The organism is Thauera humireducens, from assembly GCF_001051995.2.
GTDB classification, from domain to species: Bacteria; Pseudomonadota; Gammaproteobacteria; order Burkholderiales; family Rhodocyclaceae; genus Thauera; species Thauera humireducens.
The window spans coordinates 1237364-1253145 of record NZ_CP014646.1 but is presented as its reverse complement, the minus strand read 5'-3'; the positions used below and the strand labels follow the sequence as shown (position 1 = coordinate 1253145).

General features: G+C 67.4%; 15 protein-coding genes. 8 read left to right on the top strand and 7 right to left on the bottom strand.

The genetic code is table 11. The features are described 5' to 3' along the window. Positions 1-2: 2 nt before the first annotated feature. Positions 3-2561 (bottom strand): cation-translocating P-type ATPase, encoded by a 2559-nt coding sequence (locus AC731_RS05905; RefSeq protein ID WP_048704009.1) that lies wholly within the window; start codon positions 2559-2561, stop codon positions 3-5. A gap of 211 nt (positions 2562-2772) precedes the next feature. On the opposite strand from AC731_RS05905, the gene AC731_RS05900 reads away from it, so the two are divergent. Both AC731_RS05900 and AC731_RS05895 read left to right on the top strand, forming a co-directional pair. After that, positions 2773-3030, top strand: a complete 258-nt coding sequence (locus AC731_RS05900) for a PepSY domain-containing protein (RefSeq protein ID WP_048704006.1) — start codon at positions 2773-2775, stop codon at positions 3028-3030. A 58-nt stretch (positions 3031-3088) separates the two neighbouring features. Next, positions 3089-3646, top strand: coding sequence for a cytochrome b/b6 domain-containing protein (locus AC731_RS05895; protein WP_004255643.1), 558 nt, complete (start codon positions 3089-3091; stop codon positions 3644-3646). Positions 3647-3680: 34 nt separating this feature from the next. Here the strand turns inward: AC731_RS05895 and AC731_RS05890 are convergent, their stop codons facing one another. The 6 genes from AC731_RS05890 to AC731_RS05865 all read right to left on the bottom strand — a co-directional run bounded on the left by AC731_RS05890 (position 3681) and on the right by AC731_RS05865 (position 9653). Next, complete coding sequence (locus AC731_RS05890; RefSeq protein WP_048704004.1) at positions 3681-4427, bottom strand: phosphatase PAP2 family protein; 747 nt, start codon at positions 4425-4427, stop codon at positions 3681-3683. Positions 4428-4431: 4 nt separating this feature from the next. Continuing rightward, a complete protein-coding gene (locus AC731_RS05885) occupies positions 4432-6078 on the bottom strand; it encodes a phosphoethanolamine transferase (RefSeq protein ID WP_237266610.1) in 1647 nt (548 codons plus the stop codon). 195 nt (positions 6079-6273) lie between these two features. After that, entirely contained in the window at positions 6274-7623 is a 1350-nt protein-coding gene (locus AC731_RS05880; RefSeq protein ID WP_237266609.1) for a sensor histidine kinase, read from the bottom strand. Then, the gene (locus AC731_RS05875) at positions 7592-8260 is read right to left on the bottom strand and encodes a response regulator transcription factor (RefSeq protein ID WP_048704000.1); all 669 of its coding nucleotides are present in this window, start codon (positions 8258-8260) and stop codon (positions 7592-7594) included. The genes AC731_RS05880 and AC731_RS05875 overlap by 32 nt, the downstream gene beginning before the upstream one ends. Positions 8261-8302: 42 nt before the next feature. Beyond that, the gene (locus AC731_RS05870; RefSeq protein ID WP_048703998.1) at positions 8303-9196 is read right to left on the bottom strand and encodes a cation diffusion facilitator family transporter; all 894 of its coding nucleotides are present in this window, start codon (positions 9194-9196) and stop codon (positions 8303-8305) included. 4 nt (positions 9197-9200) lie between these two features. Continuing rightward, positions 9201-9653: a hypothetical protein gene (locus tag AC731_RS05865; protein ID WP_048703995.1), complete on the bottom strand. Its 453-nt coding sequence runs from the start codon at positions 9651-9653 to the stop codon at positions 9201-9203. 225 nt (positions 9654-9878) lie between these two features. Between AC731_RS05865 and AC731_RS05860 the strand changes: the two genes are divergently transcribed. The 6 genes from AC731_RS05860 to AC731_RS05835 all read left to right on the top strand — a co-directional run bounded on the left by AC731_RS05860 (position 9879) and on the right by AC731_RS05835 (position 15770). Continuing rightward, on the top strand, positions 9879-11219 hold the full coding sequence (locus tag AC731_RS05860; protein ID WP_048703993.1) for a ferredoxin reductase family protein: 1341 nt from the start codon (positions 9879-9881) through the stop codon (positions 11217-11219). A gap of 170 nt (positions 11220-11389) precedes the next feature. Then, positions 11390-11806, top strand: coding sequence for a DUF1924 domain-containing protein (locus AC731_RS05855; RefSeq protein WP_048703991.1), 417 nt, complete (start codon positions 11390-11392; stop codon positions 11804-11806). Positions 11807-11828: 22 nt separating this feature from the next. Then, positions 11829-12320 (top strand): diheme cytochrome c, encoded by a 492-nt coding sequence (locus tag AC731_RS05850; RefSeq protein WP_004255620.1) that lies wholly within the window; start codon positions 11829-11831, stop codon positions 12318-12320. Positions 12321-12330: 10 nt separating this feature from the next. Continuing rightward, positions 12331-13659 (top strand): ferredoxin reductase family protein, encoded by a 1329-nt coding sequence (locus AC731_RS05845; protein ID WP_004255617.1) that lies wholly within the window; start codon positions 12331-12333, stop codon positions 13657-13659. A 263-nt stretch (positions 13660-13922) separates the two neighbouring features. Next, positions 13923-14885, top strand: coding sequence for a TerC family protein (locus AC731_RS05840; protein ID WP_004255612.1), 963 nt, complete (start codon positions 13923-13925; stop codon positions 14883-14885). 72 nt (positions 14886-14957) lie between these two features. Then, positions 14958-15770 (top strand): ion transporter, encoded by an 813-nt coding sequence (locus AC731_RS05835; RefSeq protein ID WP_004255610.1) that lies wholly within the window; start codon positions 14958-14960, stop codon positions 15768-15770. Positions 15771-15782: the final 12 nt, after the last annotated feature.

Below are 15782 nucleotides of genomic sequence, written 5' to 3'. Positions count from 1 at the left end.
GTTCAGGGGCCTGTGGCCCGCGATCCGCGTGAGTGGCTGACTGCAGCAAGCAGACCCTGCTGGGCCAGGAGCGTCATCAGGGTCACGGCACCCACGCCGAGTGCACAACCGATCAGCGTGAGGTCCGGCAACGCGAAGCCGAACAGACGCCGAACGGGCGCAACGAGCAGCACCGCGGAGAGCAGCGTCAGGATGGTCAGGATTATGCCCCACAAGGCTCGGTTGCCGCGTTGGAACACGGCCCGGATGCTGCCGCGGAGTGATCGGTTCGCCAGGATCAATGCGATGTTCGACGCGATCAAGGCGATGAAGGCCGATGCGCGCGTCGTATCGTCCGCCAGGCCGTCATGCAGGAGCCAGCCGTAGAAGCCGCCGACCAGCAGCAGGATGACACAGCCCTGGAGCAGGCTCTGGGCAATCATCCACGGCGAGAACAGGGGCGCGGACGGATCGCGCGGCATGCGTTCCATCAGGTCGGGTTCCTCGTCCTCCGCTTCGAACACGATGGAACAGACGGGGTCGATGACGATCTCGAGGAAGGCGATGTGCATCGGCGTGAACATCAGCGGCCAGCCGACCAGCATCGGGATGAGCGTCAGGCCGGCGATGGGTACATGGACCGCGAAGACGAAGCGCGAGGCCTTCACGAGGTTGTCGTAGATCCGCCGCCCCAGCCGAACCGCCTGTACGAGTGTGCCGAAGTCGTCGTCGAGCAGCACCAGCGAGGAGGCCTCGCGTGCAACGTCGGTACCGCGGCCGCCCATGGCGATACCGATGTGGGCCGCCTTCAGTGAGGGCGCGTCATTGACGCCATCCCCCGTCATCGCGACCACCGCACCATTGGCCTTCAGCGCCTGGACGATGCGCAGCTTTTGCTGGGGGGCGACGCGGGCAAAGACGGTCGTGGTGGTCACCGCATGCTGCAGGGCCGCGTCATCCAGCCTGGCGACCTCCTCGCCCAGCAGCAAGCCCGCATCGCCATCGATGCCCGCCTGGCGCGCGATGGCGCAGGCCGTGCCCGGATGGTCGCCGGTGATCATCAGCACGCGAATGCCTGCGCGTCGGCACTCCTGCACGGCGCGCGGAACCGTGTCGCGCAGCGGGTCGGCCAGCGCGACGAGCCCCAGCAGGCGGAAGTCGAAGCCCTGCTGGGTGGCCGGCCACTCCGTTCCGCGAAACGAGGCCGATGCCACGGCCAGTACGCGCATGCCGCGCTCGGCCAGGGTGCCCGCCTCATCGAGCACCTGGGCACGCAGCGCTTCCGGCAAGCTGCACAGGCGAACGATGCTCTCCGGCGCTCCCTTTGCCGCCACGGTCTGGTCCGGTTGACCCGCCATGCGCCACACGTGGGCCATGACGGGCAGTTCGGGGCTCAGGCCATATTCGTGCACGAGGACCGGCCTTTCTGCGAGCGGTGCGAGAGCAGACCGCGCGAGCATGTGGAACGCCCGCTCCATCGGGTCGAAGGGCGTCTCCTCGCACGCCAGCACGCCATGGCGCAGCAGAGGCTGAAACCGCTCGTCCAGGTCGCCTTCACCGGCCTGCCAGCGCACCGGCCGTTCGGGCGTGAAGCGCACCAGCGTCTCGACGCGCATCTGGTTTTGCGTGAGTGTGCCGGTCTTGTCGGTGCACAGAACCGTTGCGGCCCCCAGGGCTTCGATCGTGGCCGCCCGGCGCGTGAGCACGCGGTGTTGCGACAGTCGCCACGCACCCATGGCCATGAAGACCGTGAGGATCAGCAGGAACTCCTGCGGGAGCATCGACATCGCCATCGTGATGCCGGCCAGCGTTGCGCCCAGCCAGTCGCCCTGGGTGATGAAGAAGAGGAGCCCCACGGCTACGCTGACCACCAGGCCGAGCACGGAGAACCAGCGCACGAGCTGTCGCGTCTGCCGATGCAGAGGCGTCGATTCAGCCTCGATGCTTCCGAGCACGGTCCCGATACGCCCGATCTCGCTGCGCGCGCCGGTCGCGGTGACTTCCGCCAGAGCCCGCCCTGCGACCACCATCGTGCCTGCGAAGACGTGGTTCGATGTTATCGGGGAGGTCCCGTCTGTGGCAGCCGATGCGGTCTTGGCGACGGGCAGGGATTCGCCACTGAGCAGCGACTCGTCCACCGCCAGGTCATTGGCCGACAGCAGCCGCGCGTCGGCGGGAACGCGATCGCCCTCCGCCAGCTCGATGAGATCCCCGCGCACGAGCTCGCGACCGGCGATGCGGTCGGGTACGCCGTCCCGCCAGACCAGCGCGCGCGGGCTGGTCATGTCGCGCAAGGCTTCGAGCACGCGCTCCGTCCGGCGCTCCTGTACCAGGGTGATGGCCACGATGACGCCGAGAAAGGCCAGCAAGACGCTGGCCTCCGCGCGGTCTCCGAGGATGAAGTAGATCGCAACGGCCGTCGCCAGCAACTGGAACATGGGCTCGCGTGCGACCTCCAGCAGAATGTGCCAGCCCGTGCGGCGTGGTGGTCGGGGCAATTCGTTCGGCCCATCGAGCGCGAGCTGGCGCGCGGCCTGTTCGGCGCTGAGTCCGGAGGGGGAGGCACGACCGGCACTGTTCATTCACTGAGGCCCTTCAGGTGCTCCCGGCTCCCGGCTTGCCACGCTTCGCGGTCGTCCGGCGCCGGACGATGGCCGGACGGCGACCTCGATCGATCTGTTTTCGCGCTGTCCGACGGTCCATCGCGCTTCAGCTTGCCTTCATGTTGAGGGGATTAGATTGCGTCCGTGTTCCGGCCCGGAACGCATTCGATGAACAGACAGGAGAGCAATCATGAACCGCATTTTCGCACTTGCCGCCGCAGCGCTGGTTTCCACTTCGGCCCTCGCCGGCCCCACCTGCACCGCTCCGAAGGAAACGTGGATGAAGGAGGCCGACTTCAAGGCCAGGGTCGAAGCCCAAGGCTACAAGATCAAGACTTTCAAGGTCACCAAGGACAATTGCTACGAGATCTACGGGTTCGACAAGGACGGAAAGAAAGTGGAAATCTACTTCGATCCCGCGACCGGCGCCGAACGCGAGCGCAAGTGATCCCGCCCCGGATGGCGGTCGTGCGCGGCTGCCATCCGCCTTCTGAGGAGCTTCCGCCATGGACTCGGCCAAATCCGCTCTTTCCGTAAGGGTCTGGGACCCGTTCGTACGCGTTTTCCACTGGAGCCTGGTGGGCTGCGTCGTACTCAACCATTTCGTCATCGACGATGGCGAGACTGCACACCAGCTGATCGGATACATCGCCTCCGGGCTCGTCGTTGCCCGTGTCGTCTGGGGTTTTGTCGGCAGCAAGTACGCGCGCTTCGACAACTTCTTTCCGACGCCGACAAGGCTGCGCACCCACCTTGCGGCATTGCGGGGCGGGCAGCACACCTTCCATCCCGGCCACAACCCGCTCGGCGCGCTGATGATGCTCACGCTGATGGGGCTGGTGCTGGGGCTCGGCCTGAGCGGTTTCCTGCAGACGACCGACGCCTTCTGGGGTGACGAGCGGATGCAGGAGATCCATGAGGCGCTCGGGTCGATCCTGATCGCCCTCGCCGGGCTTCATGCCCTGGTGGCCATCGTCATGAGCCGGCTGGAGCGCGTGAATCTGGTCGGAGCGATGATCACCGGCGTCAAGCGCCGGCCCGCTGATCCGTCGCGGCTGCCTTGACCTGCCTTGGGCATCGGGCCGCGGCCGGGGCCATTCAATCCCTGCGCCGATCGCCGAGATAGAGGTCGGCGCGCAGGGCGACCGCAAGGCTGACGCTCACGCCCCAGGACAGCCACAGGGTCCACAGCGTGTGCGACAGGAAGTGCGCGCCCTGCAGCATGCGCGCCGTGCCGAGGACTGACCCGGCGATCAGCCCGAGCAGAAGGGCAAGGCGCGCGGCACGACGTCCCGCCGGTCTCAGCGCGACAGCCCAGACGATCCACAGGAAGCCGGTGGACGCGTGCCCGGCGGGGAAGCACTGTCCGGCCTTGAGGCCTGCGGGGGCGGTCTCGAACAACCCGAGATACGGCGCATAGCCGCCGAATTCGCTCAGATCCCAGGGGCAGTAGCGTGCCGTCAGCAGCTTGGCGGTCGAGGTCGCGAGCGGAATCGCCACCATGCCGATCGTCGCGAGCAGGGCGTTGCGCGGCGGCAGCCACGTCAGCCGACCTTTCCAGCCCTGCCAGCACAGGTACAGGCTGGCCGCCACCAGCACGTAGGTGACCTGCTTGGCCGCCTTGTGCATCACCGCTTCGATGAACCAGTTGCGCCGCAAGGGAAAGAGGCCGAGTTCCTGATCGAACAGCGCGCGTGCGAGCTGGCGGTCGAGGTCGCTGCCTTCGAAGACCCAGTACAGCAGCCATGCACTCAGGATGAGCAGCGCGCCTTGCGCGAGCAGCCACCGGCGCGACGAATCCAGCGCGGGTGTGGGCAGCGAGGTGGTGAGTTCACGGGGCGACATGGGTTCAGCTCCGGCAGGCGGCGCTGAGGTCCAGCGCGTCGTCGCGTATCGCGGTGTGCACGTCGAGCAGGCCGAGCACGGTGTGGAAGAGGTTGTCGTGTGCGGCAGGCCTCGCGGCCTGCGTGCGCAGGCAGGCTGGATCGACCCGGTTGCGGGCGGCGAAGCCGGACGACAGCCACATCACCATCGGTACCCGCGTCTGCTCGGCAGGCGCGATCGAATACGGCAGGCCATGCAGGTAGAGGCCGTTCTCGCCGAGCGATTCGCCGTGGTCCGAGACGTAGAGCAGGGCAGTGTCGTAGTCCGGTTCCAGTTCCTTCAGCAGGTCGATGTTGCGGGCGAGGACATGGTCGGTGTACAGCAGCGCGTTGTCGTAGCTGTTGGCGATCTGCTCGCGGCTGCACTTCGACAGGTCCTCGTCGTCGCAGGTGGGGGTGAAGCGGCGGAAACGGTCGGGGTAGCGGCGGAAGTAGGCCGGACCGTGGTTGCCGAGCTGATGCAGCACGAGCACGAGATCGCCCTTGGCGTCACGCAGCAGCGCACGGCTGCTCTCGAGCAGGGCTTCGTCCAGGCAACGCTCGCCCTCGCACAGTCCGGGCAGGCTGGACGGATCGGGGCGCATGCTCTCCACCCCGGCACACACGCCCTTGCAGCCCGACTGGTTGTCGTTCCACACCACGCGCAGGCCGGCGTGCTTCAGGGTGTCGAGCAGCGATTCGCTGCCGCGGATGGCATCCTCGTCGTAGTTGCGCCGCCCCTGCAGCGAGAACATGCAGGGCACCGAGACTTCGGTGTTGGTGCCGCAGCTGCTTACCTCGGGGAAGTTGATGACTTCGCGCCGGGCAAGCTCGGGCGTGGTGTCGTGGGCGGGCGACTGCCCGGCCCCGCGGTTCAGCCCCCAGTTGGCGGCGCGCGCGGTCTCACCGACCACGAGCACGAACAGCGCCGGCTTCTTCGCGGCGGTCCAGCTCGCCCCCAGGCGGGCATCGGTCCCCACCGGCTGGCGCGGCAGGTTGGCCGCCTGCGCGTCGCGGGTCAGCACCCGCGCCAGCGACCAGAGCGGCGCAGCCGGTGTGATCAGGTAGCGCAGTTCCTTGTGGCTGCGCATCTGGCCCGAGAAGTCCTTGAATACGCTGCCGAGCGCGCCTGCGGCAACGATCAGCGCGAGCACGACGAAGGCACTCCGGATCGCCAGCGCGCGCCCTGGCGGGCGCTGGCGCAGGCGGGCGCGCTGCACGACGAACAGCGGGGGCAGGGCCAGCGCCGCGACCTGCAGGAAGAAGCCGCTTGTCAGCAACTCGCGCGCCTCGGCGACGTCGGTGCGCATCACGTTGCGCAGCATGCTCGGGTCGAAATACACGCCGAAGTGCCCGGCGTAGTAGCTCGACACCGCGGCCACGAGGGTCATCACGCCCAGCACGGGTTTGGTGGTCCAGCGGTTGAGCAGGGGGGCGAGCAGCAGGACGTTCAGCGCCGTGAGCGCAACGCCGATTGCGAGCGCGTACGCGAGGCTGCCGTCCTCGCTGCCGCGGCTGGCGAGCAAGGCGCGCCAGAATGGTGCGTTGCAGGCGAGCGTGAAATAGACGGCGATGCCCAGCAGCAGGCGCTCGATCGACATCTCGGGGCGCCAGCGTCGCGCAGCGGCCCACATGGATGAGGGTGCGGACGCGCTCCGGGCACGGGCCTCGATGGCAATCGGGGTGCGGGTTGCGGGGCTGAGGGGCGATGCAAGGGACAGACGCTGTTCGGACATGGTCGCGCGGAGCCGGGGAGGATCCGCGCAATCTACGGAGCCGCGCGTGAGGAAAGCGTGAAGCGGGTGTGAGGAAAGTGTGAGGACGTGCGCTCAATGCCCGTCCGGCGCATGCTGAACCGGTCCGGACGCGGCACCGAAGTCGATTGCCAGACAGGCCCCGCCGTCCGGGCGGTTGGAAGCGTGCGCCGTCCACCCGCAGGCGCTGCAGATGTGCTTTACCAGCGCCAGGCCAAGCCCGTGCCCCGGCCGAGTCCCGCCGCGCCTGAAGCGCTCGAAGCAGCGCATTGGGTCTTCGGCGCCGAAGCCGGGGCCGCGATCCCGCACCTCGAGGCAGCGCCCGGCCAGTACCACCTCGATCTCGCGGCCGTCAGCATGGCGCAGGGCGTTCTCCAGCAGGTTGTGCAGTACCAGCGCCAACAGGCTGGGGTCGGCCGTGATCTCGGCCCGGGGGTCGATGTGCAGCGTAAGGCCCCTGGCCGTCGCGTCCGCGGCGTGCAGTCGTGCCCAACTGTCGCGCACCGCTGCGCACAGATTGATCGGCTCGACCGCCTGTGGCCGGGCCTCGCGGACGAGCAGCAGCAGGCTGTTGGCGAGCGTGGCGGTACGGTCGGTGGTGGCGACGATGCGTTCGGCGCGGCGTCGGGCCTTGTCGGACAGCGCGGCGTCGGTCAGCAGCATCTCGGCGTCGCTGCGGATGCCGGCCAGCGGGGTGCGCAGTTCGTGCGACAGGTTGGCGTTGAAGTCGCGCTCACGGGCGAGCAGGGCAGCCTGCCGCGCCTCGGCGCGGTCCAGCGCTTGCGCCACCACAAGGAGTTCGGCGTCGAGGCCGTCCTGGGCGAAAGGCGTGCCGTCGCGCTCGCCCTCGACGCGTTCGGCCAGCGTCTCCAGCCCGCGCGTGAGCCGGGTCGCAATCGCGTAGACGAGGAGGAAGGACAGGGCACTCAGCATCAGGCCGCCGATGACGATCGCGGTGACCACGGCGGCCTCGCGCTCGCGATGTTCCGATTCGTCATAGGTGAGCACGTAGCGCTGGCCGTCGACCTCGCGCACCGCGACGTGTAGCTCCCGCCCGGATGACCAGTCCTCGTGATTGCCGACCGGCAACGCGGCCAGGTCTGCGCTCAAGCCCGGCGGTGGCGCCGTTCCCGGGGTGTAGCGGTAGAGCGCCATCGTCGGCGTCTGCGGCCCGACCAGGGTGCCGAGCCGGCGACTGTGCTCGATGCTGTAGTGCAGTTGCTCGTCGAGCGTGCCGTCGATGAACTCCTCTTCCATCTCCTCGTTGAGCATCACCAGGGCAAACGACTGCGCGACGATGAGGACGAGCAGCATTGCCGTGACCGATATCGCGATGCGCACGCGCAGGCCGCCCGGCAGCCAGCGCTGCCAACCCGTGCGCGTTGTGCCCGCTTCAGCGGTTGACGAGTTTGTAGCCGAGGCCATGGACATTCACCACCTGGGTGGGCGCGTCGTCGCCGAGGGCGCGACGCAGGGTGTGCAGCACGCTGCGCAGGTTGTCGCTGCTGTCCTGCTCATGGCCCCATACGGCGATCTCGAGCTCGCGCCGCGAGAATACGCGCTCGGGCTGCGACAGCAGTTCGGCCGCCAGGCGCAGGGCCTTCGGCGGCAGCGTCAGCGGGCGGCCCTGAAGGTGCAATGCCTGCGTTGCGGTGTTGAAGGCGAGCGCGCCGTGCTGCAGCTGCGGACCGGCCGGTCGCCCGGCATTGCGCCGCGCCAGGGCGAGCAGGCGCACTTCGAGTTCCTGCAGGGCGAAGGGCTTCACCAGATAATCGTCGCCACCCGCCTCGAAGCCCAGCAGCTTGTCCTCCAGCGCGTCGCGCGCGGTCAGCACGAGGATCGGCGTTGCACGGCCCTCGGCACGCAGCCGGCGCGCGAGCGTGAGACCGTCGCCGTCGGGCAGGTTGCGGTCGAGGACCAGGGCGTCGAACAGGGCGCCTGCGAGCAGGGCCGAGGCCGCCGCGATCGAGCCGGCGTAGTCGCACTGATGGCCGCGCGCCTCGAGATAGTCATAGATGTTCTCGGCGATGGTGCGGTCGTCTTCGATGATCAGCAGGTGCATCGGGGTGCGGGAGCAGGGTTGGGGGGGGCGGGGCCGCGACGCTCAGGTCCGATCGGTCGCCGCAGCGGCGGCGGTCGGGGAGATCGGTTCCAGATGAACCGCGAGCCGGACGCCGGTGCGTTCCTCTACCGCGCGTTCGAGCGTGTGGGCGACGTCATGGGCATCGGCTACCGTCCAGTCGCCGGGGACACAGAGCTCGACGTGGGCGAAGTGAACTGCGCCCGCAGCGCGCGTGGTGAGCTTGCCGTGGAAGCATCCGGGCGGCGAAGCCTCGTTGAGGGTCCGCTCGATCGCGGCGACCTCGGCATCGGACAGCGCCCGGTCCATGAGGCCGTCGACCGAACGCCGCATCAGCTCCCAGCCTTCGCGCAGGATGTTGAGCGCGACGGCGCCGGCGACAAGGGGGTCGAGCCAGCTCCAGCCGGTGGCGAAGGCCAGGCCGACGCCGCAGACCACGCCGGCCGTGGTCCATACGTCGGCCATCAGGTGGCGGGCATCCGCCTCGAGCGCCAGTGAGCGGTGCGCGCGGCCAACCTCCAGCAGTACGCGCGCGACGAAGAAGTTGATCAGGCTCGCGCCGACCGACAGCAGGGTGCCGAGGCCTAGCGCGCCGACCGGTTGAGGGTTGAGCAGGCGCTCGCCCGCGGTGAGCAGGATGATCAGCGCGGCGATGAAGATGAGGCCGCCCTCGAAGGCGGCCGAAAAGTATTCGGCCTTGCCATGGCCGTACTGGTGTTCGTCGTCGGCGGGCTGACGCGCATAGGACACCATCCACAGCGCAAAGCCGGCGCCAGCCAGGTTGACCACCGACTCGAGTGCGTCGGACAGATAGCCGACCGAGCCGGTGAGCCACCAGGCCCCGGTCTTCATGACGATCGTGGTCAGTGCTGCGGCCAGCGAGAGCAGCAGGGCCTGGCGCGGCGTGAAGGATGTCATCGGCTCATAGGGCGGTTGGTCTGGACGTGGGGCACGCCAGTGATTTCAGGACCACATTGTAGTGACGAAGATCGCCTTCGACTCGCATGATCGCGAGTTGGCGAGCGTCGGCATGCGAGGCGCCGCGGATCAGGACCAGGGCGTCGCGCATGTCGCTCAGCAGCATGCTCGCCTGCGCGCGCTGCGTTCCTTGTGCGGGCAATCGTGTCTGCAAGGCGTCGAGGTGCGGGCTCAGGGCGAGCGCCAGTTTGCCGGGACCGTCGGAAGCGGGGGACTGTCCCGCGGGATTGGCCTGTGACTCGCGCAGATGCGCGTCGATGGCGTCGAGCTCGTGGCGAACGGTGATGCAGGTGTCCCGCGACAGGAGGGCGGGGTCGTCCTCGGCGGCGTATGCCTGCGCGGTAATGCCGGCGGCGCCCGCGAGCAGCAGGGCGGAGAGCAGGGTCGTGGTCTTCATCGAAAGGACTCCGTGGTCATGACCGGCGGGAGCATGACGCCACGACCCTGAACCGAAGCTGAAATGCCGGTACTGTGCCGGCAGCGTGACACCGGGATCTGGCGCTTGTTTGCCTTTTCACAAGGCGAGATGGACGATCATCGTGAATACTTCCACCGGATCGCCTGTTGGCTGGGCGACCCGCAGCGGCGAATCCGCTGCTGGCTTTAACCGAATGGAGTGGACATGAAGCATATCCAGTTTGCGTACGCGGGACTCCTGCTGTTGCTGAGCCTGCTGTGGTGGCTGGCCGACCCGCTGTTGCCGAACGGCTACGAATACTTCGCCCTCCGCACCGTGGCGATCAATTACACCGGGGTGATCGGCATGGGCGTGATGAGCGTGGGCATGATCCTGGCGCTGCGCCCGGTGCGGATCGAACCCCTGCTCGACGGGCTGGACAAGACCTACCGTCTGCACAAGTGGCTGGGCATCACCGGTCTCGTCTTCTCCGTCGTACACTGGCTGTGGGCGCAGGGCACCAAATGGGCGGTAGGCTGGGGCTGGCTGGTCAAGCCGGAACGCGGGCCGAGACCCGAACTGACCGACCCGGTGGAGATCTTCTTTCGCGCACAGCGCGGCCTGGCGGAATCGGTCGGCGAGTGGGCCTTCTACGCGGCCGTGGCACTGATCGTGATCGCGCTCGTCAAGCGTTTCCCCTACCGGCTCTTCTTCAAGACCCACCGCCTGCTGGCGCTGGCCTATCTTGCGCTCGTGTTCCACTCGGTGGTGTTGACGCCCTTTGGCTACTGGACCCTGCCGATGGGCGTCGTGCTCGCCCTTCTGATGGCCGGGGGCAGCGTTGCCGCCGTAGTGTCGCTGACGGGGCGCGTCGGTCATCGGCGCAAGGCGGTCGGCGAGATCGAGGAACTGGTGAACTTTGCCGACAACCGGGTGCTCAAGGTGGCGATCCGGTTCAAGGACCGCTGGCCTGGGCACGAGGCGGGGCAGTTCGCCTTCGTAACCTTCTCGACGGACGAAGGGGCGCACCCCTTCACCATCTCGTCGGGTTGGCAGGGGGATGGCCGGCTGTTCTTCCTGATCAAGGGCATCGGCGACTACACCGCCCGCTTGCCCGAGCTGCTGCGGGTCGGCGACCTCGTGACGGTTGAGGGGCCTTATGGCCGCTTCGATTTCGCGAACGCCGGTGCCAGCGACAAGCGCAGGCAGATCTGGGTGGGCGGCGGCATCGGCATCACGCCCTTCATCGCCCGCATGAAGGCGCTGGCCGTGATGCCCGACGGGCGCGAGGTTGATCTCTTCTACAGCACCGCCGAACCCGACGACGAGTTCATCCAGCGGCTGCAGCGCGATGCGCAGGCGGCGGGCGTGAAACTGCATGTCCTGGTCAGCGCGCGCGACGGCCGCCTCGATGTCGCACGCATCTGCGAAACGGTGCCGGGATGGGCCGAGGCGGACGTCTGGTTCTGCGGGCCTGGCGGTTTCGGCCAGGCCCTGCGCGAAGGGTTCGTCGCCAGGGGGCTGGCGGCGAAGGACTTCCATCAGGAACTGTTCGACATGCGCTGAGTACCGCGCCGGGGCGCGGGTCCGCGCTCCCGTCCGCCGCCGTGCGGCACTGATCTCTCCCGTTCAGGTTCGATTCATTCGCGCACTTGCACACTGGGCACCGATTCAGGACGAAGGGCATCCGAGATGCCCGTCCGGTCAAGCCATCTGCCCAGATCGAGGAACGAACCATGAACTGCAAACTGCGCGCGATTGCGCTCCTGTGCTGCCTCGGCGCGAGCGCCGGCGTACTCGCGGCCCCGCCAGCCGACCTCATCGACCGCTACACCGCTGAAGCGCGCGCGGCCGACCCGGCCTTCGCGGGCTTCTCCGCCGCGCGCGGCGAAACCCTGCACCGCACCCGCTACGGCCTCGGCAAGCCCGATACGCCCGCCTGCACTTCGTGCCATGGCGACGATGTCCGCGCGCCCGGCAAGACCCGAACCGGCAAGGCCATCGAGCCGATGGCGCTATCCGTGGTGGCCACGCGCTACAGCGACCCGGCCAAGGTCGAGAAATGGTTCAAGCGCAACTGCACCGAGGTGCTCGGCCGCGAATGCACACCGCGCGAGAAGGGCGACTGGCTCGCCTGGATGACGATCCAATAATCAACGCTGCCGGAGACAGAACATGAAAGCCACCACCCTTCGCCCCCTTGCGCTCGGTGTCGCGGCCCTGGCCGTGACCGTGCTGCTGTTCGGCCGCGCCCAGGCCGGCGACGACGACTACTACGCGCCGGTCACCGATGCACGCACGTTGCAGGAATGCGCGAGCTGCCACATCGCGTTTCCGCCCTCGATGCTGCCGGCGGCGTCGTGGAAACGCATGATGGGCGGGCTCGACCAGCACTTCGGCGACGACGCCAGCCTCGACGCCGAGACCACCGCCGCGATCACGCGCTATTTGGTAGATCATGCCGGGGATGCGCCCGGACAGGCGAGCAAGCTGCTGCGGGGCCTGCGTGCAGCGGATGCACCGCTTCGCATCACCGAACTGCCGAAGTGGGTGCGCGAGCACGACGAAGTGCCGCGATCCGACTGGACGCGCAAGGACGTCGGCAGCAAGGCCAACTGCGCCGCCTGCCACATCGACGCCGAGAAGGGCTACTTCGAGGATGATTGAGGGGGCGGCCATGAAGCGATTCCTGTCCGCCTTCATCGCCCTGGTCACGCTGGCCTGGGCGTGGCAGCTGTGCTCGAACGCGGGCAGCGCTGTCGGCGTGCCCGCCAACGCATGGGTGGCGCGTGAGCACGCGCTCACTCTGACCGGCCTGTGGTCCTTCGCGCTGATGTCCCTGACGATGGTGCTCGCCACGCGGCCCGTCTGGCTTGAGCGACCCTTCGGCGGCATGGACCGGATCTACCGCGTCCACAAATGGGCGGGCATCCTCGCCATCGCGTTCGCCGCGCTGCACTGGCTGGTCGAGATGTCGGACGGCCTCATCAAGGCGGTGTGGGGGCGGGAAGGGCGGCTGCCCAAGGACCACGGCAGCAGCGTGCTGGAAGCCATGCGCGACGTCGCCGAGGAGCTCGGCGAGTTCGCGATCTACGCGCTGCTGGGGATGCTGGTGCTGACGCTTTGGAAGCGCGTCCCCTTCAGGATGTGGCGCTACCTGCACAAGGTGATGCCGGTGCTGTACCTGGCGCTCGCCTTCCATACCGCCTTCCTGGCGCCGCTCGACTACTGGACGCAGCCGGTGGGACTGATGCTGGCAGCGCTGATCGTCGCCGGTTCCGTTGCCAGCGTGCGGGCCCTCATGGGCTGGATCGGTCAGGGCCGTCGCGTCGGTGGGGTGGTCGAGTCCGTTGCCGAACCGGGACAGGGCGTCACCGCGGTGAGCTGCCGACTGGATGGTGGCTGGCGCGGACACCGTCCAGGCCAGTTCGCCTTTGCCAGCTTCGAACGTTCCGAAGGCGCGCATCCGTTCACGATCGCCAGCGCCGACCGGGGCGACCGCCGCGTCACCTTCCAGATCAAGGCGCTGGGCGACTACACCCGGGGCCTCGCGCAACGCCTTCAGCCCGGTCAGGCGATGCAGCTCGAAGGGCCATACGGCTGCTTCAATCTGCCCACCGGACACGAAGAACGGGATCAGGTGTGGATTGCCGGCGGCATTGGCGTGACCCCCTTCATTGCCTGGCTGGAGGCGTTGCAGGCCGCGCCGGAGCAGGCGCCCGAGGCAGATTTCTACTATTGCGTGCGCGACCGCGAATCCGATCCGTTCGTCGCCCGCCTGGATACCCTGTGCGCGCAGCTTCCGTCGCTTCGCCTGCAGGTCATCAGCAGCGCGCACGAGCAGACACTGAGCGCGGCGATGCTGGATGATCGGGCGCGGAAGGAGGCCGTCACCGAGGTCTGGTTCTGCGGCCCCCGGGGTCTGGCCGACAGCCTGCGCAAGGGGCTGCATGAAATGGGTGTCAGCCGTTTCCGCTTTCATCAGGAGGCGTTCGAGATGCGTTGAACGTCCTGCCACCCGGTCCCTGCCGCCTGCCCCCTTGACTTTGCCGTGACGCAACCTACACTCGCGCTCCATCAAGGGGAGTAGCTTTTCACGCTGCAGCATCGTCATCACGGCAGACCGTCGCAAGACGTCTTCCCGGTGCTGCAGGCAACGATTCCGTTGCAAGCGAGACCTTGCCCGAGGGCAAGGTCCGTGCGCGCAAAGCATGCAAGGGTCTGTGTCCTTCGGGAACAGGCCCTTTTTCTTTTTGTGCGGAGCGCGCTTTGGAATCGATCGGAACGTGGTGGATGTGGGCGGCCTTTGCCGCCATCGTGGTGACGATGTTGCTGGTGGACCTCTTCGCCTTCGGTGGCGGCAAGCAGCATCGGGTGTCGCTGAAGGAAGCGGCGGGGTGGTCGCTCGCCTGGGTGACGGTGGCGATGCTGTTCGCCGTGGGGCTGTGGTGGTACCTGGACGGCAGCGTCGGGCGCGAGTTCGCGAACGAGAAGACGCTGGCCTTCGTCACCGGTTATCTGGTGGAGAAGTCGCTTGCGGTCGACAACGTCTTCGTCTGGATGATGATCTTCAGCTTCTTCGCGGTGCCGCTCGAACTGCAGCGCCGCGTGCTGCTGTACGGCATCATCGGTGCCATCGTGCTGCGCACGATCATGATCTTCGCCGGCAGCTGGCTGATCAGCGAGTTCCACTGGATCCTGTACATCTTCGGCGCCTTCCTGGTCATCACCGGCATCAAGATGGCGTGGTTCTCCGAGCACGACCCGGACCTCGAGAAGAACCCCTTCATCCGCTGGATCCGCAACCACTATCCGATTACCGAAAAGCTCGAAGGCGAGCGCTTCTTCGTGATGCGCGACGGCGTGCGCATGATGACGCCGCTCTTCCTTGCCCTGGTGCTGGTCGAGATCTCGGATGTGATCTTCGCGGTCGACAGCATTCCGGCGATCTTCGCCATCACCACCGACCCCTTCATCGTGCTGACCTCGAACCTGTTCGCGATCCTCGGCCTGCGCGCGATGTACTTCCTGCTGGCCGACCTCGGCGACCGCTTCGAACTGCTGAAGTACGGCCTGGCCGCGATCCTGGTCTTCATCGGCGCCAAGATGCTGATCGTCGAGTGGTTCAAGATCCCGGTGCTGGTGTCGCTGTCGGTGGTCGCCACCATCCTGGCGTGCTCGGTGTTCGCCAGCCTCTGGTACACGGCGCGCAAGGCGAAACCGAACGCCTGACCGGATGCCGCGCGCCGCGCCACGCCGGGGTGGCGCGGGGCCCTCAATGCAACGATCCCTTCGATACCTGACATGGTCGATACGCTACAACGCCTCGTCGAATCCGCGCGCTTCCAGCGCTTCATCATCGCCGTCATCGTCATCAACGCCATCACGCTGGGGCTCGAGACCTCGCCGTCGGTCATGGCCGAGGCGGGCGGCTTTCTGCTGGCGCTCGATCGGGCGGCGCTGTTCATCTTCGTCGTGGAGATCGCCATGAAGCTGATCGTCTACCGGCAGCGCTTCTTCCGCAGCGGCTGGAACGTGTTCGACTTCACCATCGTCGCGATCACGCTTGCCCCCACGGGAGAAGGCCTGCAGGTGTTGCGCTCGCTGCGCATCCTGCGTGCGCTGCGGCTCGTCTCGGTGGTGCCCTCGATGCGCAAGGTGGTGAGCGCCCTGCTCAAGGCCATCCCGGGCATGGGCTCGGTGGTCACGCTGTTGCTGCTGGTGTTCTACGTGGCCTCGGTGATGACCACGAAGCTCTTCGGCGCCGATTTTCCGGAGTGGTTCGGCACCATCGGGGCATCGTTCTACACCCTGTTCCAGGTCATGACGCTGGAGTCGTGGTCAATGGGCATCGCCCGCCCGGTCATGGAGGCGCATCCCTATGCCTGGGTGTTCTTCGTCCTGTTCATCCTGCTGACCTCCTTCGCGGTGCTCAACCTCTTCATCGCCATCGTGGTGGACGCGATGAGCGCGGTCGAGCAGGAAGAGCAGGCGAAAACGCGCGATCTGGTCGAGGTCGATCACAACGAGGTGCTCGTCGAGATCAGGGCGCTGCGAGCGGAACTGGCCGTGCTGCGAAAGGAGCAGGCAGCCGCGCGGCACGGCGCGCGATCTTGACGCGCTTGCCGA